This window comes from Riemerella columbipharyngis (assembly GCF_900101995.1).
Classification (GTDB): Bacteria; Bacteroidota; Bacteroidia; order Flavobacteriales; family Weeksellaceae; genus Riemerella; species Riemerella columbipharyngis.
This window is the reverse complement of sequence record NZ_FNAS01000008.1, coordinates 36,487-58,516: the sequence shown is the minus strand read 5'-3', so window position 1 is coordinate 58,516 and position 22,030 is coordinate 36,487. Positions and strand designations below refer to the sequence as shown.

Sequence of the window (22,030 nt, the reverse complement as noted above, 5' to 3'; positions counted from 1 at the left end):
TAAGGATGCTTTTAGCATCCTTATTTATGATTGCTGCTTAATGCAGTTGGAATCTTACCTGAACCTGAACTTGAAATTTTAGTTTTTGAAACTCTATAGGAAGCGGGCTTTCATCAGAAGAGCCAGCCCCTATGCTATCTGTTTTTAACATCATAGAGTACCTTGTTGGCACAGAATAATTATCATAGAACAAATCTCCTATATAAAACACTTTCCCTATGGACTGCCCTAATGGTTTTACCAATGCTTCGGCGGTTTTTTTAGCTTTCATTACCGCTTCGGATTTTAGCGACAATAACAGTTGTTCTTTTTGGGAATAATCTGCTTTATAAACATAGGCATTGGCGATGCCCGCACTCTCTAAACCGGCTAATACATTACTCACCATATTGGCACTATGAACCATTAGAGAGAAATTTTTACTCTTGATAACTTTTTGTCCTTTAAGAAAGTAGCTTCTGTAGCTATTGCCGCCATCTACCAAGGATAAGTCTTTTTTCAAGTCTATTTTTAAGTCTCTTAGGACTCTCTTCAGCTTCTGTTCTTGCTCTTCCAAAGATATCTTATTTTTAGAGTCTGCCTCGCTGAGGTTGATACTGATAAAAATTTGGTCAGGGACGATTAAAATATCCGCTTTTGAATTCACCTCCAAATAAGGTTGTTGATTTAAATTATTTTGAGCAAAGGCAAGGTGCTGATTTATAAAAATTATTAAAATAAAAAGTACTTTTTTCATAGGATTAAGATTTTATAATTAATTTTCTTAAGTATTTAGTCATTTTAACTTCGTATAAAGAATACAATAAATAAGCTGTAAATATAGATAATATCCAGAAACCAATATAAGAACTTATAAATAAAAATTTTAAAGAGAAAATTTCTTTTTCTAAAAAATAGTTATCTAAATGTGCTATTAGGATTTGTATAATTCACTAGATATAGAGAATAAGAAGTAACACTAAGGAATGTTATAGGTTTGTAAAATAAGCTTTTAGAATACTTTATCGAATTTAGATATGGTAGAAAACAAAAAACAGTAATGGAAGTCAAAGATAATTCTGATAATTTATACGCATATCCTGATATAAAATGTCCAAAATATAAAGCTAACGATAATAAAATTATTCCTACTATAAGTAGAGGTTTTTTATAAGTATTCCACCATTTACGATAATAAGAGTATAAGTAGGCCGCCATAACCCCATAGGCTATGGCATCTAGTCTATAAAAAACACTATGGCTTAATGAATAGTAATTTTCATATGTAAAATTAACTTTACTATGATAAACTAGAAATCTGAAAATTGGAATGGTCAAAATGAAAATAAAACTATAAATAAAAATAGATTTTTTTATACTGAATTTTAGTGAAAATAAAAGATAAACTGCCAAAGGGAAAAATATATAGAACCACTCTTCTACGCTTAAGCTCCAAGACCAACCAAAGAAATTGTTTTTAGGTATTTCTAATAAATTTTGCAAAAATATTAAATGTAATATCCCTCCCCTTATATTTATTTGAGATATATTGAATATAATTAGTATAATTAATATAAAATAATAATTTGGAAGGGTTCTGGTCCATCTTTTTATCCAAAAAAATTTTATCTCTCCAAAAGTAACTTGTTTTCCTTCGACTTGTTTAATAAAAATATTTCCTATTAAAAATCCACTTAACACAAAAAATATACCTACGCCGTCATAATCAAACATCATATAGTATTTGATATACTTAGGTGGAAAAAATTTACCTGCATGAGTAAAAACAACAAATAGGATAGCAATAGCTCTAAGTATATCTAAGCCAAAAATCCTATTTTTATTTGTTAATAGTTCTAATTTCATTTTATTCTGATATTTTTTTAATTAAATCTGTTGATAAAGATTTCTTAGTTTTGATACCTAGTTCCTTCAGTTTTTCTGTTTGGCGAATGAGATTGTCGTTCCCAGAATAGAGCTGTTTGTAGGCTTCTTCGTAGGCATTTTTGGCTTGGTCGATATTCTTGCCTACTTTTTCCAGATTTTCTACGAATCCTACGAATTTGTGGTAGAGCTTGGTTCCTCGGTCTGCTATGGCTGCGGCATTCTGATTTTGGTATTCCCGTTTCCACAGATTTACGATAAGTTTTAGAGAAGTGATGAGATTGCTTGGGTTCATCAGTAAAATCCTTTTTTCGTAAGCGTAGCTCCAAAGGTTTGGATCTGACTGCATAGCGGCAATATAAGCTGGTTCACTGGGGATAAACATCACCACGAAGTCCAGAGATTTATCATAGTCATCGTAAGCCTTCCGAGATAATTCGTCAATATGATTCTTTACCGATAATAGATGTCTGCTAAGTTTAGCGGCATAGATATCAGGATCTGCTTCGTCTATTACTTCGCTAAATGCTTTTAGCGAGACTTTGGAGTCTATGATGACGGTTCTATTTCCTGGATATTTTACGATGGCATCGGGACGCATTTTTCTACCCGAAAATTCTGATAGTAAGGCCGTATTGTCTTCATTTCTAAGTTCATACTCCATAAAGTACTCCCTGTCTTTTTGTAATCCTGATTTTTCTAAAATATTTTCCAAAATCATTTCGCCCCAGTTTCCTTGTGTTTTTGACTGTCCTTTCAGGGCTGTTGCAAGGTTGTTTGCCTCTCGGCTGATTTTGGAGGTCTGCTCCAGCATTATTTTGATAGTATCTCTTAGAGAATGTCTTTCTCTCGCCTCATTTTCATAGACTTCGTTTACTCTTTTTTTAAATTTTTCTAAATCTTCGCCCAGAGGTTTCAGGATTTGCCCTAAATTCTCTTTGTTCAGGGAAGTAAATTTTTCTGTTTTTTCTTCTAAAATTTTATTGGCAATGTTTTCAAATTGCAGCCTTGATTCCTCTTGAATTTTTCCCATTTCCTCTTTTTGCGTATCGAGCAAAATCGTGAGGTTTTCATTTTTTGCTTTAAGCTCACTGATTTGGGCAAAATAATTTTGGCTTTCTTTTGTCAATTGGGCTATGGTAACCTGAAGAGAATTGAGCGTCTCTCTGCTTTCTGCATAACGCTCTGTAATATTTTTATGCTCTGCCGAAATATTTGAAAGTTCCTGCATTAGATTCTGGCATTTTGAGCTTAGGCTATCACATTGTTCTTTGCTCTCTGCCAATATTTTTTCTTTTTCTAAGATAATGTTTTGAGCATTTTTAAGGTCAGCATCTATCTGTATTTTATTTTGCTGTACCTCATCATAGAGCTTTCTGGGAACGCTATTTGCCCTGAAAATAAAAAAGATGATAACCATTCCAGCAACTATACCAATTGATAAAAAGATAATATTCATTTTAATTAACTATGATATTCTTAAAAATTCTTTAGCCAGTTCGATCATTTTAGGCTCTCCTGTGTATTTTTTAGGTTCATCAGACAGTTTTACCGTAGGAATCCAATCTCCATTAGGAGCTTGTACGCCGATAAGTTTCATTACAATATTCATTGGTTTCAGTCCTACATCATTAGTAAGATTTGTTCCTATTCCAAAGGAAATTCCTATAGTTCCGTGTGTAGCTCGTGTAATCTCTTCTACTTTTTCTAGATTTAAACCATCAGAGAAAACGATGTATTTATACATTGGGTTTATACCAAAATTCTCATAATGCTTGATGGTTTTGTGGGCAAATTCTATTGGGTCTCCACTATCGTGGCGAACACCGTCAAAGAGTTTTGCAAATTTTTTGTCAAACTGCCTGAAAAAGACTTCTGTAGTATAAGTATCCGAGAGTGCCACCCCCAAATCTCCTCGATAGACATCTACCCAATGCTCTAATGCCAGCTGGTTTGCCATCTTAAACCCGTATTCTGCCGCGTGGAACATAAACCACTCGTGGGCGTGGGTACCTATCGGTTTTATACCAAATTTCATTGCAAAATGGACATTAGAGGTCCCTATGAATGCTCCCGAGCGGTCTGCCATTAGGGCTTCCATTACCAGCTGATGGACTCTGTAAGAGTGCCTTCTCCTTGTCCCAAATTCTGCGAAAGTAACCCCTAAAGCACTGAGTTTCTTAGATTTTTCAATGGTTTTTTCTAATACCACACGGTTGGAATTCCGCTCCATTTCATTCATCCGGTAGTGCATTTCGGAGATGAGAGCCAGCAGCGGAACTTCCCAAAGAATAGTCCTGTACCAATAGCCTTCCACACTTACTTTAAGCTCGTTTCCTTTTTGAACGATTTTCACTTCCGAAGGGTCGTAATGGTAGCCTTCCAAAAAATCCAAATAAGGTAAATCCAAATAAGGGCAAGTTTCTTTCAAATAGCGTTTTTCATCTTTAGTAAGTTTAAGCTCTGCCATAGCATCTACCGCTTTACGCAGCTCGGAAGCAAAGCCTTCCGGAAACAAGTGGGCTCCTCTATTGATGAACTCATATTTTACTTTTGCTTTTGGAAAAAGTTTCACCACAGCATTTTGCATGGTTATTTTATAGAAATCGTTGTCTAAGATGGAGTTGAGTCGAACCTCGTTCATTTTTTTTATTTTAACAAAAGTAAGTAATTATTTTTAACCGAAAGGTACAATCCTCCTCAAACCTACACTTGTTTAGTAGAAAAATATTTATGTTTTGGTAGGCCAAACTGTATTTATACAAAAAAACAGCCTCTAAATAAGACTGTTTTAAATAAAATTGCAAAACAAAAATACTATTTCAATATTCTTTTAGCACAATCCGAAGCGGCTATCAGCCCTCCTGCCATCATAATGACATCTTTCAGTACAAGCCTTCCTGCTCCTGATAGATAAGGGAAGCCAAAATTAGGTGTCGGCATATCGCCTCCCAGATTAGGGACATATACTTCGGGGGTCGTTATAAGAAATGATAGCGTAACGATAGACATCCCAAAAGTGAGCAGTCCTCCCCAAAGCCCGATTTTGGGATACCATATGCCTAATAGCATTAAAATCCCGATGCTCACGATTACCGTTCCTAAACCGTAAGAAAATGCATAAGTGCCATTTTCTTTGTGCCAAGCAATGTTCTTTGCCACCATTTTTCCCTCAGGGTTTCTATGAAGTTTGTATTGAGGAACTTCTTTTCCTTCTTCATTGATTCCCGTTTTCCCCGAATTATGGTACAAAAAGCTCATAAAAGGGCTGTTGGTCACAAATGGAACGATCCCATCTGCCTCGTATTGAAATGCTTTTAGCCCTCCTATCCAAGCCATTACGATAAAAACAGCTACTCTTATAAAATTGATAAACTGCGATTGGCTCGCGGCTAATGTTGAAAGTAATTTATTCATAACGATATTTTTTTATGTCTGCAAAATTACTACAATGAGATAGAAAGCAAAATGGATAAAAATGTCTTTGTAATGGATTATTTTGAGCAAATTACTATTCTGATACCACAATAGAAATCCCTACTTCTTTTCGGTATTGAGAGGGAGAGCACCCTACACATTTCTTAAAATACCTGCTGAAGTAATATTCGTCGTCAAAATACAGTACAGCTGCGATTTCTTTCACCGATTTTGAAGTGAGATGGAGCATTTTTTTTGCTTCCAAAATAACGCGTTCGCGAATAAGCTCCGTAGGTGTTTTCCCAAAAGATTTTTTAGATTTTCTGCTAAGACTGTGCAGTGATATAGCCAGCTTATCGGCATAGAAAGACGGACTTCTCTCCCTGCTAAAATACCTGTCTATAAGCTCTTGTAGTCTTCTCATCTGAAAGTCTAATGGGGAGAGTTTCTGTATTTTTTCTAATTCATTGGACTTCTCCCTGCTGCACAATGCCAAAACTAACTGAATATAAGTTCGGTTTATCATATCTGCAAAAGGAGAAATGTCACGCGTTTTGGCTTCTATTTTATTGAAAATAGATTTTATTTCAAGGTATTCTTCTTTTGGAATTTCAACATAAGGTTTTAAAAATATATTGTTGAATAATAATCCGTTACAAGCCACTTCCTCTTTATGGTATTCTATACAGTAGAAATCACCGTGAAATAACAATTCACTGACAATAGTATCATCATTCCACACCAGTTTTTGATACGGAGAAAGGAATAATACGGTTTGTTCTTTTGCATCATATTGTATAGAATCCACATAAAATTTACTATTTGACAATAATATAATTGCATATTTGGACGAATAAAAAGAATCTCCTTTTTCGTATTTTTTATTTTGCTCAATTGATATCAGTGCGGACATATCTTGTTTTATCAATTTCTAAATACAGCCATATCTAATTTTAGGGAAAAGAAATTAGAGAAGAAATTACTGCCGTTCACACCGGAATTGGTAAGGGCATAGTCCAATGTAAGCCCTTTGTAGCGTACGCCTACACCTGCACTCGGCTGGAAAGATAGTTTGTCTTTTCTGGTTTCTATATCAGAGATACGCTGAAATCTGTTGATCCCCGCCCTTACAAAAACTACATTTCTAAACGAAAGCTCCGCTCCGGCATAGGGGGTAATGCTTGCAAAGTCCGTAGATACTAATGCTGTTGTTTTTGCAAAATCAATATTAACGCCGGCTTCCGGCAATAGACTTAAATCTCTGGAAAGCTCAAAATTTCTACTTACCCCTGCATTGAGTTTAGGTATGGTAATTTCCATATTGTTCTTAGGGGCAGGGTTGTATTCTTTCCCATTAACCACCGAAGAAAGAGCATTCTGATTGACAGACCAAAAACTTACCGTAGTCGTGGCATCTCTCAGCATAAACCCGTAGTTCCAGCCCATATCCGAGTGGTAGATAGCCCCCAGATCAAAGCCAAAGCCAAAACCGTTTGCAAACTTTCCTACATTCCGATAGAGAACCTTGGCATTTACCCCCATATCCCACATTTGGTTGCCAAAAGGATGGAAAGCATAAGATACCAAAGCCGCATAATCCGATTGTGAAAACTTCGTTATTTTATCATAGTTAATATTCCCTTCACTGTCAATGAGCTGGGTGGTGTTTAGTATATTATCTACTCCCAGCCTTACTAATGATACGGCAAATGTGCCTTCATTCCTATCCAAAGCCTTAGCATAAGCCATGTAATCATATTTTGCAATACTTTCAAAATACTCTGCGTGCATTGCAGCCCCCTGCCAATCAGAGGAAACGCCAAGTAATCCTGCTGGATTCCACATTGGAGAATAGACGTCGTTTTGATTGGATATTACCGCTCCTCCCATAGCCAAGCTTCTCGCACCGGCACCTATGTTTAGAAATTCATTAGAGTATTTTCGTACCGTTTGAGCATCACTGAAACTTAGGATAGAAATAAAATACAGTACTATTATTTTTTTCATAATTTTGTTGCTTTTAATTCGTTTTGAGCTAAAGTTTTTCGTCTTTTGGCTTTCATTATCCCATTAATGATAATTGCCAGTAGCATCACCAACGCTGCAATATAAAACAAACTTCCCATATGCTCCGATTGTCCAAAGATAAAATATGCCAAAACAATACCATACACAGGCTCCAAATTTACGGTTAAAATAAGCGTAAATGGCGAAATATATTTCATAAGCTCCACAGAAACATACATAGGAAACGCTGTAAAAAAACTTGCTAATAATAAAACTAACGCTAAATCTTGTGAATTTATTTTAACGATCTCTGATATTTGTCCCGTACAAATATAAAAAAAACTCAAAATAAGCCAACTGCCCACTATTTCATAAAATATAATATTTCCGGCAGAGGCTTTACCATAAAGTTTTCCATTAAAAACAGAAAAGCAACTCCCCAAAAAAGCACATAGTATTCCGTAAAAAATCCCCCACATGTACTGAAATTGTGTCTGGAAAATCACTCCCATACAGCAAACGATGATAAATCCTAAAAGAACCTCCAGCCAATCTAATTTTCTTTTGTAAAAAATAGGTTCGATAAAGGACGTAAAAATAGTGGCTAAAGACATACAGCTGAGCGTGATAGATACATTGGACTTTTTAATGGATAAGAAAAATAAAAGCCAGTGAAACCCGATGAAAACACCCACGCCAAGAAATTGAAGTATTCTTTTCTGGGGAATACGAATACTTTGTTTCTTTACGAATCTAAAGTACAAGAAAAGAAAAATTGCTGCAAATCCTGTCCTATAGAATACCAGCGTAGCAGCATCTGCGGAAATAAGTTTACCTAAAATGGCAGTAAACCCCCATAGAAAAACGATAAAGTGCAATCTGAAGATAGTGTTGTTCCACATAAATCTAAATTATATGCAAATAAATAAAAATAATAGCAAAGCATCAAATTTAGAGTAAATTTGTTTGTGATTTTAATAGGTGAAGATAGTGTATGTCTATTTGGGAAAGTTACTTTTCTTATTCACTTAACATAAAATAAAATTTTACTCAAAAGAATGATGAAGCTATTGAAAAATAAAATTTAATATAGATGATTAGATTCTTGTCTCAAAACTTAGAGTATTTTTCTTAAATTTGAACTTGCTGAAAATAATGAAAAAATAAAGTAAAATGCCTCAATTCAATCCTAGAGATATCACTTGGCTTTCCTTTAATGAACGCGTACTACAAGAAGCTATGGACGGTACTGTACCACTGCACCTCAGAATAAAATTCTTAGGGATATTTTCTAATAATTTAGACGAGTTCTTTCGGGTGCGTGTTGCAGGATTGAAGCGTGCGATGGATTTCAAGCAAAAGCATATTGAAACTTCTTTTTTCGAGGAACCTCAGAAGATACTTGACAAAATCAATGAAGTAGTCATTAAACAACAAAAAAACTTTAACAAGGCTTGGGATAAAATCCAAAAAAAAATGGCTGAGCAGGGCGTTTTCATTAAAACAAGCCCGGAGCTTACAGAAAAACAGAAAAGCTTTGTAGAACAATACTTCCACGATGAGGTAGAAGCCAATGTAATTCCCATTATCCTAAGAGAAAATACGCCTATGCCTTATCTTCGGGATAAAAGCCTTTACATCGGGGTAGCGATGCGGAAAAAGAGCTGGGAGTACGAGAGCAACTACGCTATAATAGAGGTGCCTTCCAAGGTGCTGGGGCGTTTTGTGATTATTCCATCGGAAAATAATGAAAAAGATGTTATGCTCTTGGAAGATGTCATTATCCATAATCTTCCTTATATTTTTTCTTATTTTGGGTATGATGATTTTCAGGCTCATTGCTTCAAAGTGACTAAGGACGCAGAGTTTGATTTGGATAATGATATCAATACAACCCTTGCAGACAAAATAGAAAAAGGAGTGAAAAGCCGGAGGAAAGGGAAACCTACAAGGTTTGTATTTGATGAGAATATGGATAAAGCCCTTTTGGAGCTACTTATCAGGAAACTTAATCTTTCTAAAAAAGACAGCATTATACCAGGGCAGAAGATTCACAATTTCAAACACTTTATGGATTTTCCTAATGTTTTCAATAATAGTGAAAAACCTGTGGAACGAACCTCTTTCCTGCATCCTGCATTTAGTAAAGAAGGACGGGTTACCGATGTCATTATCAAGAAAGATGTATTGCTGTCATTTCCTTATCACAACTATAATCCCGTGATAGACCTCCTGAGAGAAGCCGCTATGGACCCCGATGTGAAATCTATCCAAATCACTATATACCGCCTTGCATCCAATTCCAAGATTATCAATGCACTTATCAATGCTGCAAGAAACAGGAAACAGGTCACTGTGATGATAGAGCTAAGGGCAAGGTTCGATGAAGAAGCTAATTTAGTATGGAAAGAAAAACTAGAACAAGAGGGCATAAAAGTACTCCTTGGACTATCAAATAAAAAAGTCCATGCGAAACTCTGCTCCATAAAAAAACGAAGCCATAACAAAACTATACAATACGGCTTTGTGAGTACCGGAAACTTTAATGAAAAAACGGCAAAAGTCTATGGAGACCATCTTCTAATGACGAGTAACAGAGCGGTAATGGCGGACATTAATAAAGTATTTAATCTCTTCCGAAAGCCTGATACAAACCCTGCCGTCGCTCTAAAAAGCTGTAAATCTCTGATGGTATGCCCTGTATATATGAGGGAAAGAATTTATCAGCATATTGACAGAGAAATCAGCGAAGCAAAAGCCGGCAGAAAAGCCAAAATGATTATAAAAGTAAATTCCCTAAGCGATAGAGGGATGATAAAAAAACTCTATGATGCTGCCGAAGCCGGTGTAGAGATAGATATGATTGTAAGAGGGATTTTCTGTGCGGTACAGCAGAAAAAATTCAAAAAGAAAATAAATGCTATCAGTATCGTAGATGAATACTTGGAACACGCCCGCGTGATGTACTTCTACAACAAAGGAAACGAAGATATTTATATTTCTTCTGCAGACTGGATGACCCGAAACTTAGACTATCGCGTGGAAGCTGCTATCAAAATTGTCCAAAAAGATATAAAATCCGAAATATTAGATATCCTGAAAATCCAGCTCCGAGACAATGTAAAAGCAAGAATTTTGGACAATGGAATGAAAAATAAATACAAACACCAAAATGGAAATGCAATACGATCTCAGATAGAAACTTATCATTATCTTAAAAACAAAATCGACAAACTATGAAATTAGCCGCCATAGATATAGGCAGCAATGCCGCTCGACTCCTCATCAACGAGGTAAAAACCATTGACGGACAAACAGAATTCACAAAACTCAACCTCCTAAGAATTCCTCTAAGGCTGGGAATGGATGTATTTACGAAAGGTATCATAGGTCCAGAAAGAGAAAAAATGACAGTAGATGCGATGAAAATTTTTAGCGAACTGATGAAAATTTATAATGTAGAACACTACCGTGCTTGTGCTACTTCTGCAATGAGAGATGCCAAAAACGGGCTTGACATCATAAAAAAAATAAAAGAAACTTCCGGCATAGAGATAGAAATCATCTCCGGAGACGAAGAGGCTACCCTCATCTACGAAAACCATGTGGCAGAGGGAATGGATAAAGATTTTGCCTACCTCTATATAGATGTAGGGGGCGGCTCTACGGAACTTACTTTCTATGAAAATGATAAGATGAAGTACGAGCGTTCTTTCAATATAGGAACGATAAGGCTCCTTAATAATTTGGTGAAAGAAGAGCAATGGCAGGAGATGCGGGACGAGATATGCAAGAACATTGTCAGCAAGAAAACCATTGTAGCCATAGGCTCTGGTGGAAACATCAATAAAGTGGCTTCTATGAATAAAATAAAAGACGGCAAACCGATGGCAGCCTCTACCATTAAAAAAAATCTCAAAGAATTTTCCAAACTCAGTGTAGAAGAGAGGATACGGAAATATAAACTAAGAGAAGACCGAGCAGATGTTTTAGTTCCTGCCCTTAAGATTTTTAGCAATGTACTGCAATGGGCGGATATTAGTAAAGTATTCGTGCCAAAAATATCCGTAGCAGATGGGCTTATCCACAGTCTCTACGATAAAATAAAGGAAAAATAATTATTTTGTATAGTGGACAAAAGCATCCTCTACATTTCGGTATTTCCCTCGGAAGTCTTCTATAGGGGCATCTTGAACCACTTGCCCTTTGTGGATAAGAATGACCCTGCTGCATAGGGTTTCTACTTCTTGCATAATGTGTGTGGATAGTAGAACGGTTTTAGACTCGCCTATAGCTTTGATAATTTGCCTTATTTCAATGATTTGATTGGGATCTAATCCGTTGGTAGGTTCATCTAAAATCAATAAATCCGGCTGATGAAGAATGGCTTGGGCCAAGCCTATACGCTGCTTGTATCCCTTTGAAAGCTGATGGATTTTTTTAGTTTTTTCAGAGGTAATACCTACTAAATCAATGACCTTTTCTATTCTTTCGTCAGAAACATTATGCAGCGATGCTACAAAATTTAGATACTCCCGCACATACATTTCTTGGTAAAGCGGATTGTGTTCCGGCAGGTATCCAATTCTATTTTTAGTACGAATTTCATTAGCCTTAATGCTCTCATTGTCCAATAGAATTTCGCCTTGCTCTATATCCAGAACACCAGCAATAGATTTCATTAGTGTAGATTTCCCCGCACCATTAGGCCCGAGCAAACCTATAATCTCATTTTTCTCTATTTGGATATTAATATCCGAAAGCGCCAATTGAGCACCATAGCTTTTAGAAAGGTTTTTAATCTGTAAAGACATTCTGTGTAATTTATACCACGAGAGAGGCAGATATTAGTTTTGAGTGTTTATAATTTGCTCGGACAAACGAAATCGGTAGTCGGAACCTTTGTTTTTTTAATTTGCCCAAAGCCGCCATCTACTTCCTTGAAGTCAGTTATTCCATTATATTTGAGAATACTTGCCGCAATCATACTTCGGTAGCCGCCTGCACAATGGATATAGAATGGCTTGTCCTTATCTACTGTTTTTACCCATTCTTCAAAGTCGGATAGAGGCTTGAGATAAGCGCCTTCTACATGTTCCGTAGCGTACTCCGACGGCTTTCGGACATCTACGACCACAGCATCAGGAGTAAACTCTTCCGCAAACTCTTCTGCGGTGATTCTATTGATTTTGTCTAAGTCCTTTCCTGCCTCTTTCCAGCTTTGGATACCGTCTTCCAAAAATCCCCAAACATTGTCGAAGCCCACTCTGCTAAGCCTTGTGATAGCTTCTCGTTCGGTATCTTTATCACAGACCAAAAGTATAGGCGTTTGCACATTTACCAATATGCTTCCTACCCAAGGTGCAAAGCTACCCTTCAAACCAATGTTGATAGAATTAGGAATAAATCCATCTTTGAAAACATTTGCCTCCCGGGTATCCAATATGACTATGCTTTCTGTAGTTGCTAAGTTCTCAAATTGCTCAGGAGATAATGCACGATAGCTCTCTTTAATGACTTCGTGGAAACTTTTGTAACCTTTTTTATTCATCGATACATTCATCCCAAAGTATTTTGGCGGTGGAGTAAGACCATCTAAAACAGCTACTACGAAATGTTCTTTATCAGGTTGATTAAGTGCATAATTTGTTCTTTTCTGGTTTCCCAGTGTGTCTATCGTTTCTTTTTGCATATTTTTACCACAAGCAGATCCTGCACCGTGAGCCGGATAGACGGTGATGTCATCAGGAAGAGGTATAATCTTATTATAAAGACTGTCGTAGAGCATACCTGCCAGTTCCTCTTGTGTAAGGTTGGTTGCCTTTTGGGCTAAGTCGGGGCGTCCTACATCGCCTAAAAATAGTGTGTCTCCGCTAAATATGGCAGACTCCTTCCCATTCTCGTCTATTAAAAGATAAGTGGCACTCTCCAAGGTATGCCCGGGCGTATGCAGTACTTTTATTTTTATTTTGCCTATTTCAAAGATTTGATTATCCTCTGCAATGATAGCTTCAAAATCCGGCTGAGCAGTAGGTCCATATATAATAGAAGCTCCTGTTTTTTCACTTAAATCCAAATGCCCGGAAACAAAATCGGCATGAAAATGTGTCTCAAAAATATATTTGAGCTTCGCACGATCTTGCTCCAATTTTTCTATATAAGGCTGAGTCTCTCGCAGCGGGTCAATGATTGCTGCTTCGCCCTCCGAAAAGATATAATAAGCCCCCTGTGCTAAACATTTAGTATAAATCTGCTCTACTTTCATTTGAATTATTTGCTGTGTTTTTAGAACGGTAGATCGTCCTCTTCTTCTTGGAATGGATTTTCGGTAGTTTCTGTAGTAGAAGAGGTTGGCTGAGCTTGGGTAGGCTCATTGGCAGAGTCTAATTTCTCTAATCTCCAGCCTGTAATAGAGTTGAAATACTTTACTTCGCCTTGTGGGCTGGTCCATTCTCTCCCACGGATATTGATGCTTATTTTCACATGATCCCCTTCGGAAACATTATCCAAAATACTTATTCTATCTTGCAAAAATTCTATGCTGATAGGCTGCGGATACTGCTCCTCTGTAAGGAGGATAATTTCTCTTTTTTGAAATCCGCTACTGAATGTTTGGGTGTCGAACATCTTTTTTACCGAACCTTGTAATTCCATATTCTATAGTTTTAATAGTGTTAAAAAATATTGCGGGGTAAAGGTAGCAAATTTAATTGAATTTACACATCCACTGAAAGCGAAATTCACCAAAAATCTTACATTTTTGGGATTCAATTATATGACTTCTAACACTTTAATTTATTTTGGATGAAGTCTATTCTCCATGCAAAAAGACTTTTTTAGACAAAAGCTGTTCTTCTGTTTCTATATTATTGTCATCAGGAATACAGCAGTCTACAGGGCATACGGCGGCACATTGAGGCTCTTCGTGGAAACCTTTGCATTCCGTACATTTATCAGCGACAATAAAGTAATAATCGTCGCTTACCGGCTCTTGCGGGGCGTTGGCATCTATGGAGAGTCCCGACGGCAGTACTACCATCCCGGACAGGGTAGTCCCATCTGATGCTTTCCAATCTACAGCACCTTCGTATATTGCATTATTAGGGCATTCTGGCTCGCAAGCTCCGCAATTAATACAATCATCTGTTATAACAATAGCCATACCTATTAAATTATTTGATAAATTTGCTGCAAAGTTATTACATTCTGAATAAATGACCAATGAAGAAAGATACTAAAATTTCTGCCTTAGTGCAATTAGGATTGTTTCTAAACAAGTTTTTAAATCAGCCGGAAGAAGAATATTCTTCTGATGAGCAAGAATTGAAAACTCTTATGAGCAAAAGTGAAATAGAGAACCCTTGGTTTACCCAAGAGAGTCTTAGATTTGCTCTCGGAAAGTGGGCAGATCTCCTAAAGGAAGATAAAATTTTACAATGGCTAAGCACATATAGACTTCCTGAAAATCAAAAAAAAGTAGGGTTGATTCTTGCTGGTAATATTCCTTTGGTAGGACTTCACGATATTATCTCTGTTATTTTAAGCCAGCATTTTGCTGTCATAAAGTTATCATCAAAAGATAAATGCCTTATCCCGTTTCTGATGAAAAAGTGGGAAGAATTTCTGGGGGGAAAACTTCCGTTTGCTTTTGTGGATAAACTGGAAAACTACGATGCTGTGATTGCGACGGGAAGTAATAATACCGCAAGATACTTGGAATATTATTTTGGGAAAGTAAAACATATCATCAGAAAAAACAGAACTTCTGTAGCCGTTTTAGACGGTACCGAATCCGATGAGGAGCTTCAACTATTGGCAGAGGATATTTTCAGATACTACGGACTAGGCTGTAGGAATGTAACACGCTTATTCATACCGGAATCATTCAAGATTAACTGCCTTTTTGAAAATTTTCTAAACTTCAAAGATATCATAAATCACCATAAATACGCCAATAACTACGATTATAATAGGGCTGTTTATCTGCTTAATCAAGAGAAGTTTTGGGATAATAATTTTGTAATGCTTAAAGAAGACACTCAGCTTTTCTCACCTCTATCGGTAATTAACTTTTCTAGATACAAAGATTTGGAAGAAGTTAAGGAATTCTTAGCCCTCCACAGAGAGGATATTCAATGTATAGTCGCTAAAACAGACATAGAGATAGATAATACCATACCATTGGGACAAGCACAAAACCCGTCTCTTGATACTTATGCAGACAATGTAGATACAATGGTGTTTCTATGTGAGATATAATGCTTTAATTTACAACACAAAAAAGCCACCCAAGATTTTGAGTGGCTTTTATTCTTCTTAGATTGATAATTATCTTAAAGTCCTAATTCTTTTTTGATGGCAGCAGTAGCGTCTGGTCCTGCTTTGTAGATGAGTCCTATAGTATTACTGTCGAAAATATAATCCCATCCGTTAGCTTTAGCAGCTTTTTCTACTGCATCATTGAATTTTTTGTCAATTGGTGCGTAGGCATCTTGCTGTCTTTGTTGATAATCTCTTTGAGCAGCATCGGACAATTGCTGGATGTTCTGCTGTTTTTTCTGAAGTTCTTGCTCTTTAGCCTGTCTTTGTGCAATCGTAAGTTTTGCTCCTGTTTTTTGATATTCCTCTACTTCTTTTTGGAAAGCCTGAGCTTGTTTCTGGATATCGGCTTGTTTCGCTTTGAAAAAAGACATTAGTTGTTCGTCTGCTTTTTTCTTATCCGGCATCATTTCCAAGATAGAATTTACATCAGCTGTTGCGATTTTCTGAGCCTTTGCCACTCCGTAAGACATTAGCATCATCACTGCGGCGAATAGTACACTTAATTTTTTCATAATGTTGATATAATAATTTTTGTTTAAATTTTTCTGAGTGCAATAATAATCATTTTCCTTGATTTTTCAATAAAATATTTAATACATTATCTGTATAATCGTATGCTTTATCAAGAAACAATACACTCGTAGAGTTCTTATCAATAACTATGCCTAAATGTTCTTTCTTAGACATGGTATTGATGACATTCCATATACGGTCTTGGAATGGACGTACTAAACTCACTCTAAGTTTGTTCACTTCTCCGTCTGTTCCAAATTTTTTACTGATTAGATCTTGCAGTTTTGTTTGCAGGTCTTTTACCTTTTGCTCGCGTTGTTTCAGTTGGTCTCCTACCAAGAGTACTTTTTCGTTTTCGAATGCCGTTTTTTGGGCATCGTACTCATTTTGCAGTTTCACTGCCTCGTCCTGCCAAGTTTTCACCTGTGAGTTCAGGCGTTTTTCTGCCTGCTGGTATTCCGGCAATTTTCCCAAGATATAGTTGGTATCTACAACGCCTATTTTTTGAGCTTTTAGGAATATTATAGTCAGCAGAAGAGTTGAAATTGTCAATATGCTTTTGAGAGATTTCATTATTTATATATTTACAAAGGTTGGTTCATAATAAAGTGGGTTTTCCATCCGGAAGGTACTGTACCGCCGATAGATTTATCAAAGCCATAAGCAAAATCAAATCCTATTAGCCCAAACATTCCCATATATACCCTTATACCAAAACCTACCGAGCGTTTTAGCTGGAAGGGATTATAGCTGGACCAAGTGTTCCAAGTATTTCCCCCTTCTGCAAAGGTAAGAGCGTAGATTTTTGCCGTCTGGCTCATTGAGATAGGGTATCTCAGCTCTAATGCAAAGCGATTGTAAATAGTCCCCCCACCAAGCGGTGTAATATCATCCGGCTGCCCTCCATAGGTGGAAGCATTTTCATAACCACGAAGAGGGATAAGCTCTCTACCGTCGTATCGTCCATTAAATAATCCTGTACCTCCCATATAGAAACGCTCGAACGGCGGTGCACCAAGACTTTTTTTGTATCCTGCCAAGAAGCCCATCTCTGCAGTAGAACGAAGGACCAATTTGCCAACAATGCTGTTATATGTTTCTCCTTTTAGCTTTACTTTATAAAACTCCAGCCACTTGTATTTCTCTGCTGTGGATAGCTTAGAATAATCTTTGCCATTCCAAAGAGAATATGGCGGCGTAAATTTCACAGAAGCCTCAAAATTAGATCCCATAGTAGGAAATATCGGGTCGTATCCTGCAGAGTTTCGGCTCAATGAAACATCGAAACTAAAATTATTAGCCGAACCTTTATCCAGCTGTTCTGTGCCGAACATAAAAGGGTAATTATCAAAATTATAGCCTTGATAAGAAAGTCCTGTGTAAAGAGAAAAATACTGATCCGGCCATAGCAATCTCCTATTTAACCCTACGCTGGCAGAGAATATATTAAGCCTTTGAGGACCTCCCAAGTAATCTCTATAATTAACCCTTGAATTATTCAAGCTGATAGATAAGGCTGTAGGGCGGCTTCCAAATAACCATGGCTCCGTAAATCCGAGACTATAATTTTGGAAATACTGCCCTGCCTGAGCTTGCAGCGAAAGAACTTGACCATCTCCCTGAGGAACAGGTTTAAAGTCTTTGCCCCTCAAGAAATTTCTTAATGAAAAATTATTGAAAGTAAGTCCTAATGTTCCAATGAAAGAGCCTCCTCCGTAGCCCGCTTGCAATTGAACTTGGGAAGAACCTTTCTCTACCAGAGACCAATTCACATCTACGGTATTATCCTGCGGATGAGGATTAAAATTATATTTAACCTGCTGCGGATCAAAATACTGCATTCCAGCTAAATCAAAATAAGTCGCTTTGATATCTCTCTTTGAGAACAAATCTCCCGGACGCGTCTGCAAGGAACGGAGGATTACATGGTCGTGGGTAGTCGTATTACCATCCCAAGTTACTCGGTTCCAAGAGGCTTTTTCTCCTTCGTGGATACGCACTTCCAAGTCTATGGAATCGCCCTTCACAGATTTCTCCACCGGCTCTACTTGAGAGAATAAATATCCATTGTTCAAATAAAGAGATTTGATATCGCTGTCATCTTCTTTACCTCCGTCTTCTCCTACTTTTTTGTTAAAACCTACGGCATCATATACATCACCCGTTTTGTAGCCTAATATTTTTTCTAAAAACGGAGTGCTGTACTCGGTATTTCCTACGAAGCTGATTTTACCGATATAATATTTTTTACCTTCGTTAAGGTTTACTTTGATGTCGTAATTGTTGTTTTTATTCCTCCATACAGAGTCTGATGCGATTTTGGCATCTCTATATCCTAAAGAGTTATAGTAACTAATCAGATTTTTCTTGTCCTCTTCGTATTTCGATTTAATAAACCTCGATGGCTTAAAAATACCTATGATAAATCTTTTAGTTTTAGTTTCTTTGAACCCCTTTTTGCGAAGTTTGGCAGAAGAAATATGTTCATTTCCTTCAAAGGTTATGTGGTCTATTTTCACTCGTTTGCCTCTTTCCACTTCTATTTCCCAATTCATCATATCGGGATTTTTTGCGTTCGGGGTTTGTTTAATGTTTACTTTTGAATCTGCAAAACCTTTATCTACATTCGTTTTTACGATATTGTTTTTTACGGAATTTATCAAATCCTGAGTGATTTTCAATCCTGGTTTTAGATGGTTGTCTTTTATGACTTTCTCACCTTTGGATTTTCCTATTCTTTTGTCAATGCCTACTACTTTTACCTCTCCCAGTTCTTTAAGTCCTTGCAAAGAAAATCTAAGCACAACATTGTCTCCATCAATGCTTTTTACGGTTACTTCTACTTCAGAGAAGTTTTCTGTTTTCCATAATTTTTTTATGGATTCGGCTATTTTAGTTCCTGGTATTTCTACCTTGTCTCCTTTCCTTAGACCGGTGAATCTTAGGATTTGGTCTGCCGAATATTTTTTCACGCCATCTATTACGATTCCCTCCAGTGTATATGTACCTTGTGTCACCTGAGCTTGCACTGAATTGGGCTCGGTATGGGGCTCTGGGGTAACCTGTCCGTAAAAATGGGCTGCTGCCACAAACATTAGTACGGGTAAGAATTTATATCTCATAAATTAGTTTATCTTCGTTTTAATTCTTTTTTATAATTGTTCGCTTATTTTTCCGTATCGTCTTTCTTTATTTTGATAATTTACAATACATTGGAAAAAATTATCTTTTGTAAAATCCGGCCAGAGGATATCTAAAAATTGTAATTCTGCATAAGCAATCTGCCAAAGCAAGAAGTTACTGATTCTCACTTCTCCGCTGGTCCTAATGAGTAAATCTACATCAGGAAAATCTTTGGTAAACAAATGGCTGCTTACGACATCATCATTGATTTCATCTGTTTTTAGAGTACCTTCTTTTACCTCTTTTGATATATTTTTTATTGCTTGTACAATCTCGTTTCTGGAACCGTAGCTAAGAGCGAGAATAAGGTTTCCTTTTTTGTTGTTTTGGGTAAGCTCTATTACATTAACGAGCTGTTCTCTCACTAAGACCGGTAGTTTTTCTATTTGTCCTATTACATGCAACCTTAGTCCTTTGGTAAAGATTTCTTCTGCTTCTTCCAGCAGAGTTTCGGAGAGTAAGGTCATCAGGGTATCTACTTCTTCTGCAGGGCGTTTCCAGTTTTCGGTAGAAAAAGTATAAAGCGTGAGATAAGGTATGCCTATCTCGTTACAAGCATTGATGACATCTCGTACTGCTTTTATTGCACTGCGATGCCCAAAGGTTCTCTGTTCTCCTTTGGACTTTGCCCACCGCCCGTTACCATCCATAATGATAGCAACATGCTGAGGCAGCTTTTCTCTATTTATCAATTCTTTTATCTCTGACATTACTTTTCACAATAACAAGGTGGTCGTCCAAATGAATAAGAAACTCCCACTGAAATATTATTAACCCAATCTTTGGATTTAAGATTTCCTATTTTGTAACTATCTATATAGGGCTGGATAATTTGGTGGATTTCGTCACTGCTCAGCCCATTTTTATTTCCTCTTATTCTTTTTACTTCATCTTTGTCATAAAGTACTCTCACATTTTTATCACTGATGACACTATAATCTATCTCGTCTGTAAATGTAGGTCTGAATAGTACTTCTGCAAACAATGCCCAGTTGTAGTTGAATTTATATTTTACTCCCACACCAAAAGGGATAGATAGAGTCATATTGTTTCCGGATTCTCTTATAGGCTTACGATAGGCATCGTCTGATCCGGAGGGTTGTACAAAGTTTCCGACGGTATCTATCAGGTTTTTATTTCTAAAATCTAACGACATATTCCAAGAGTTATAAACCAAAGCACCCACTCCACCGAATATATAAGGGCTAAGCATTGCTCTCTGTTCATCATTTACAGGAAGAAAATAATACTCAAATATAGCGTCCAAATTATAAAGAGTATTGGATTCTGAGTTGTATCTCTGTTTTCTGTAATTTTCATCAGAGGCTTCATCAATAAATTTTACATTGGAATACCCAAGATCAAATCTCAACGTCTGGTAGGGATTAAAATTCATCCGGTAAAGAATCCCCAACGTGATAGGAAGCCCAAGACGAGTCCCTTGTTTGACAGTAGTAGTCCCTTGCAATACATAATTAGTTTCGCCAATATCTCCTACAATATTGATGTTTCCGGCAAACATACCTATCTCATGCCTTTGTGCTTTAGACAAAAACAAGCCTAAAAGACATAAAACAGAAACTAAATTTTTTTTTCTCATTGATACAAATATAATGCTGTATCATTAGAGCAATGATACAACCAATGTGCAAATATAATATATTTTTGAAATAACAGCCATTATACTAATGCGTTAAAAAACACATAAAAATCATAAATAGTAGCTAAAAGGCTATAGAGATTTGGGCGTATGCAAGATTGTAAAAAACTTATTTTGAGAATATCAATATTTAATCTTGATGAAAAACAGATTAAAATAAAATATTATCAATAAAAAAATACTATATTTGGCAAGAACCAAAAACAACATATTATTATGCTGCTTACGGAATGCCCAAGAGACGCTATGCAAGGCTGGGGAGAGTTTATCCCCACAAAAAAAAAGGTTAATTATATCAATGCTTTGATGGGTGTAAATTTTGATATTTTAGACTGTGGAAGCTTTGTTTCATCCAAAGCTATTCCACAGATGGTGGATACATACGAGGTTTTAGAACATATTGATAAAGGTATTTCGGACACGAAGCTTTCTGTTATTGTTGCCAATCTTAAAGGTGCGGAGGCTGCCATTAAACATAAAAATGTGGACATCTTAGGATTTCCGTTTTCCATATCGGAAACTTTCCAATACAGAAACACCAATAAAAGCCAAGAGAAAGCCTTTTCCCAGATTCAGGAAATATTAAATATGATAGAGGGAGAGTCTAAGAGTCTTAATGTGTACTTTTCTATGGCTTTTGGCAACCCTTACGGTGAAGTTTGGAGATGGGAAGAGGTCGATTTTTGGGCAAAAAGATTTTCGGAAATAGGTGTGAAAAGCATTATGCTGTCCGATACGACTGGAGTCGCCACACCGGAAACCATAGCTTTGTTATTCGACAAAATACCCACTGCCTACCCCAATATAGAATTTGGTGCCCATTTCCACAATCGATATGCAGATTCTTATAAAAAACTTAAAGCAGCTTATGATAAGGGGTGTAGAAAATTTGATTCTGCTATAAAAGGCTTGGGAGGATGCCCTATGGCTAAAGATTATTTAGTGGGAAATATGCCTACGGAGCAAGTTTTCAATTTTATGAATACGGAAAACCTCGCCATCAAACAAGATATGCTAAACTTTGAGAGTGCTTGGAATATTGCAAAAGATATTTTTCATTTCTAA

The 22,030-nt window shown here is 36.6% G+C and carries 21 protein-coding genes; 4 read left to right on the top strand and 17 right to left on the bottom strand.

Translation table 11 applies throughout. The features are described from left to right. Nucleotides 1-37: 37 nt before the first annotated feature. From BLS89_RS05770 to BLS89_RS05735, 8 genes are all read right to left on the bottom strand, one after another. On the bottom strand, nt 38-736 hold the full coding sequence (locus tag BLS89_RS05770) for an SIMPL domain-containing protein (protein ID WP_092736543.1): 699 nt from the start codon (nt 734-736) through the stop codon (nt 38-40). Nucleotides 737-897: 161 nt separating this feature from the next. Next, on the bottom strand, nt 898-1,845 hold the full coding sequence (locus BLS89_RS05765) for an acyltransferase family protein (RefSeq protein ID WP_092736542.1): 948 nt from the start codon (nt 1,843-1,845) through the stop codon (nt 898-900). 1 nt (nt 1,846) lies between these two features. Beyond that, entirely contained in the window at nt 1,847-3,322 is a 1,476-nt protein-coding gene (gene rmuC / locus BLS89_RS05760) for a DNA recombination protein RmuC (protein ID WP_092736541.1), read from the bottom strand. Nucleotides 3,323-3,331: 9 nt separating this feature from the next. Further along, the gene (gene pncB / locus BLS89_RS05755) at nt 3,332-4,507 is read right to left on the bottom strand and encodes a nicotinate phosphoribosyltransferase (RefSeq protein WP_092736540.1); all 1,176 of its coding nucleotides are present in this window, start codon (nt 4,505-4,507) and stop codon (nt 3,332-3,334) included. 173 nt (nt 4,508-4,680) lie between these two features. Continuing rightward, nucleotides 4,681-5,280 carry a DUF417 family protein gene (locus BLS89_RS05750; RefSeq protein WP_092736539.1) on the bottom strand — a complete coding sequence of 200 codons (600 nt, stop codon included), beginning with the start codon at nt 5,278-5,280 and terminating at the stop codon, nt 4,681-4,683. A 94-nt stretch (nt 5,281-5,374) separates the two neighbouring features. Then, complete coding sequence (locus BLS89_RS05745) at nt 5,375-6,088, bottom strand: helix-turn-helix domain-containing protein (RefSeq protein WP_245688896.1); 714 nt, start codon at nt 6,086-6,088, stop codon at nt 5,375-5,377. Nucleotides 6,089-6,204: 116 nt separating this feature from the next. Continuing rightward, nucleotides 6,205-7,287 carry a putative type IX sorting system protein PorV2 gene (locus tag BLS89_RS05740; protein ID WP_176763256.1) on the bottom strand — a complete coding sequence of 361 codons (1,083 nt, stop codon included), beginning with the start codon at nt 7,285-7,287 and terminating at the stop codon, nt 6,205-6,207. Beyond that, nucleotides 7,284-8,189, bottom strand: coding sequence for a DMT family transporter (locus tag BLS89_RS05735; protein ID WP_092736537.1), 906 nt, complete (start codon nt 8,187-8,189; stop codon nt 7,284-7,286). The genes BLS89_RS05740 and BLS89_RS05735 overlap by 4 nt, the downstream gene beginning before the upstream one ends. Before the next feature lie 271 nt (nt 8,190-8,460). Here BLS89_RS05735 and ppk1 point away from each other — a divergent pair, with 271 nt between their 5' ends. Both ppk1 and BLS89_RS05725 read left to right on the top strand, forming a co-directional pair. Next, a complete protein-coding gene (gene ppk1, locus BLS89_RS05730) occupies nt 8,461-10,527 on the top strand; it encodes a polyphosphate kinase 1 (protein ID WP_092736536.1) in 2,067 nt (688 codons plus the stop codon). Next, nucleotides 10,524-11,405 (top strand): Ppx/GppA phosphatase family protein, encoded by an 882-nt coding sequence (locus BLS89_RS05725; protein WP_092736535.1) that lies wholly within the window; start codon nt 10,524-10,526, stop codon nt 11,403-11,405. Before ppk1 ends, BLS89_RS05725 begins: the two co-directional genes overlap by 4 nt. On the opposite strand, the gene BLS89_RS05720 is transcribed toward BLS89_RS05725, so the two are convergent. The 4 genes from BLS89_RS05720 to BLS89_RS05705 form a co-directional block, all read right to left on the bottom strand. After that, nucleotides 11,406-12,101 carry an ABC transporter ATP-binding protein gene (locus tag BLS89_RS05720; RefSeq protein ID WP_092736534.1) on the bottom strand — a complete coding sequence of 232 codons (696 nt, stop codon included), beginning with the start codon at nt 12,099-12,101 and terminating at the stop codon, nt 11,406-11,408. Between the two features lie 47 nt (nt 12,102-12,148). Continuing rightward, nucleotides 12,149-13,552, bottom strand: coding sequence for an MBL fold metallo-hydrolase (locus BLS89_RS05715; protein WP_092736533.1), 1,404 nt, complete (start codon nt 13,550-13,552; stop codon nt 12,149-12,151). A gap of 20 nt (nt 13,553-13,572) precedes the next feature. Continuing rightward, nucleotides 13,573-13,941 carry a DUF3127 domain-containing protein gene (locus BLS89_RS05710; protein ID WP_092736532.1) on the bottom strand — a complete coding sequence of 123 codons (369 nt, stop codon included), beginning with the start codon at nt 13,939-13,941 and terminating at the stop codon, nt 13,573-13,575. A gap of 157 nt (nt 13,942-14,098) precedes the next feature. Then, on the bottom strand, nt 14,099-14,449 hold the full coding sequence (locus BLS89_RS05705) for a 4Fe-4S dicluster domain-containing protein (protein ID WP_092736531.1): 351 nt from the start codon (nt 14,447-14,449) through the stop codon (nt 14,099-14,101). Nucleotides 14,450-14,508: 59 nt separating this feature from the next. Between BLS89_RS05705 and BLS89_RS05700 the strand changes: the two genes are divergently transcribed. Continuing rightward, a complete protein-coding gene (locus BLS89_RS05700) occupies nt 14,509-15,546 on the top strand; it encodes an acyl-CoA reductase (protein ID WP_092736530.1) in 1,038 nt (345 codons plus the stop codon). Between the two features lie 74 nt (nt 15,547-15,620). On the opposite strand, the gene BLS89_RS05695 is transcribed toward BLS89_RS05700, so the two are convergent. Genes BLS89_RS05695 through porG form a run of 5 tightly spaced genes read right to left on the bottom strand, consistent with a single transcriptional unit; the run spans nt 15,621 to nt 20,905 of the window. Beyond that, nucleotides 15,621-16,121, bottom strand: a complete 501-nt coding sequence (locus BLS89_RS05695) for an OmpH/Skp family outer membrane protein (RefSeq protein WP_092736529.1) — start codon at nt 16,119-16,121, stop codon at nt 15,621-15,623. Between the two features lie 49 nt (nt 16,122-16,170). After that, a complete protein-coding gene (locus BLS89_RS05690) occupies nt 16,171-16,695 on the bottom strand; it encodes an OmpH/Skp family outer membrane protein (protein ID WP_245688894.1) in 525 nt (174 codons plus the stop codon). Between the two features lie 11 nt (nt 16,696-16,706). Next, entirely contained in the window at nt 16,707-19,244 is a 2,538-nt protein-coding gene (locus BLS89_RS05685; protein WP_092736527.1) for a BamA/OMP85 family outer membrane protein, read from the bottom strand. 30 nt (nt 19,245-19,274) lie between these two features. Continuing rightward, a complete protein-coding gene (locus BLS89_RS05680; protein WP_092736526.1) occupies nt 19,275-20,015 on the bottom strand; it encodes an isoprenyl transferase in 741 nt (246 codons plus the stop codon). Next, nucleotides 20,015-20,905: a type IX secretion system protein PorG gene (gene porG, locus BLS89_RS05675; protein ID WP_092736525.1), complete on the bottom strand. Its 891-nt coding sequence runs from the start codon at nt 20,903-20,905 to the stop codon at nt 20,015-20,017. The genes BLS89_RS05680 and porG overlap by 1 nt, the downstream gene beginning before the upstream one ends. 276 nt (nt 20,906-21,181) lie before the next feature. On the opposite strand from porG, the gene BLS89_RS05670 reads away from it, so the two are divergent. After that, nucleotides 21,182-22,030, top strand: a complete 849-nt coding sequence (locus BLS89_RS05670) for a beta/alpha barrel domain-containing protein (RefSeq protein ID WP_092736524.1) — start codon at nt 21,182-21,184, stop codon at nt 22,028-22,030.

What these genes read in the sequence shown, in the direction of transcription:
- BLS89_RS05725 (WP_092736535.1), top strand. Translation starts at nt 10,524, where the DNA reads ATGAAATTAGCCGCCATAGATATAGGCAGCAATGCCGCTCGACTCCTC.
- BLS89_RS05685 (WP_092736527.1), bottom strand. Translation starts at nt 19,244, where the DNA reads ATGAGATATAAATTCTTACCCGTACTAATGTTTGTGGCAGCAGCCCAT.
- BLS89_RS05735 (WP_092736537.1), bottom strand. Translation starts at nt 8,189, where the DNA reads ATGTGGAACAACACTATCTTCAGATTGCACTTTATCGTTTTTCTATGG.
- BLS89_RS05705 (WP_092736531.1), bottom strand. Translation starts at nt 14,449, where the DNA reads ATGGCTATTGTTATAACAGATGATTGTATTAATTGCGGAGCTTGCGAG.
- BLS89_RS05680 (WP_092736526.1), bottom strand. Translation starts at nt 20,015, where the DNA reads ATGTCAGAGATAAAAGAATTGATAAATAGAGAAAAGCTGCCTCAGCAT.
- BLS89_RS05695 (WP_092736529.1), bottom strand. Translation starts at nt 16,121, where the DNA reads ATGAAAAAATTAAGTGTACTATTCGCCGCAGTGATGATGCTAATGTCT.
- ppk1 (WP_092736536.1), top strand. Translation starts at nt 8,461, where the DNA reads ATGCCTCAATTCAATCCTAGAGATATCACTTGGCTTTCCTTTAATGAA.
- BLS89_RS05765 (WP_092736542.1), bottom strand. Translation starts at nt 1,845, where the DNA reads ATGAAATTAGAACTATTAACAAATAAAAATAGGATTTTTGGCTTAGAT.
- BLS89_RS05700 (WP_092736530.1), top strand. Translation starts at nt 14,509, where the DNA reads ATGAAGAAAGATACTAAAATTTCTGCCTTAGTGCAATTAGGATTGTTT.
- pncB (WP_092736540.1), bottom strand. Translation starts at nt 4,507, where the DNA reads ATGAACGAGGTTCGACTCAACTCCATCTTAGACAACGATTTCTATAAA.
- rmuC (WP_092736541.1), bottom strand. Translation starts at nt 3,322, where the DNA reads ATGAATATTATCTTTTTATCAATTGGTATAGTTGCTGGAATGGTTATC.
- porG (WP_092736525.1), bottom strand. Translation starts at nt 20,905, where the DNA reads ATGAGAAAAAAAAATTTAGTTTCTGTTTTATGTCTTTTAGGCTTGTTT.
- BLS89_RS05715 (WP_092736533.1), bottom strand. Translation starts at nt 13,552, where the DNA reads ATGAAAGTAGAGCAGATTTATACTAAATGTTTAGCACAGGGGGCTTAT.
- BLS89_RS05670 (WP_092736524.1), top strand. Translation starts at nt 21,182, where the DNA reads ATGCTGCTTACGGAATGCCCAAGAGACGCTATGCAAGGCTGGGGAGAG.
- BLS89_RS05690 (WP_245688894.1), bottom strand. Translation starts at nt 16,695, where the DNA reads ATGAAATCTCTCAAAAGCATATTGACAATTTCAACTCTTCTGCTGACT.
- BLS89_RS05710 (WP_092736532.1), bottom strand. Translation starts at nt 13,941, where the DNA reads ATGGAATTACAAGGTTCGGTAAAAAAGATGTTCGACACCCAAACATTC.
- BLS89_RS05770 (WP_092736543.1), bottom strand. Translation starts at nt 736, where the DNA reads ATGAAAAAAGTACTTTTTATTTTAATAATTTTTATAAATCAGCACCTT.
- BLS89_RS05750 (WP_092736539.1), bottom strand. Translation starts at nt 5,280, where the DNA reads ATGAATAAATTACTTTCAACATTAGCCGCGAGCCAATCGCAGTTTATC.
- BLS89_RS05740 (WP_176763256.1), bottom strand. Translation starts at nt 7,287, where the DNA reads ATGAAAAAAATAATAGTACTGTATTTTATTTCTATCCTAAGTTTCAGT.
- BLS89_RS05720 (WP_092736534.1), bottom strand. Translation starts at nt 12,101, where the DNA reads ATGTCTTTACAGATTAAAAACCTTTCTAAAAGCTATGGTGCTCAATTG.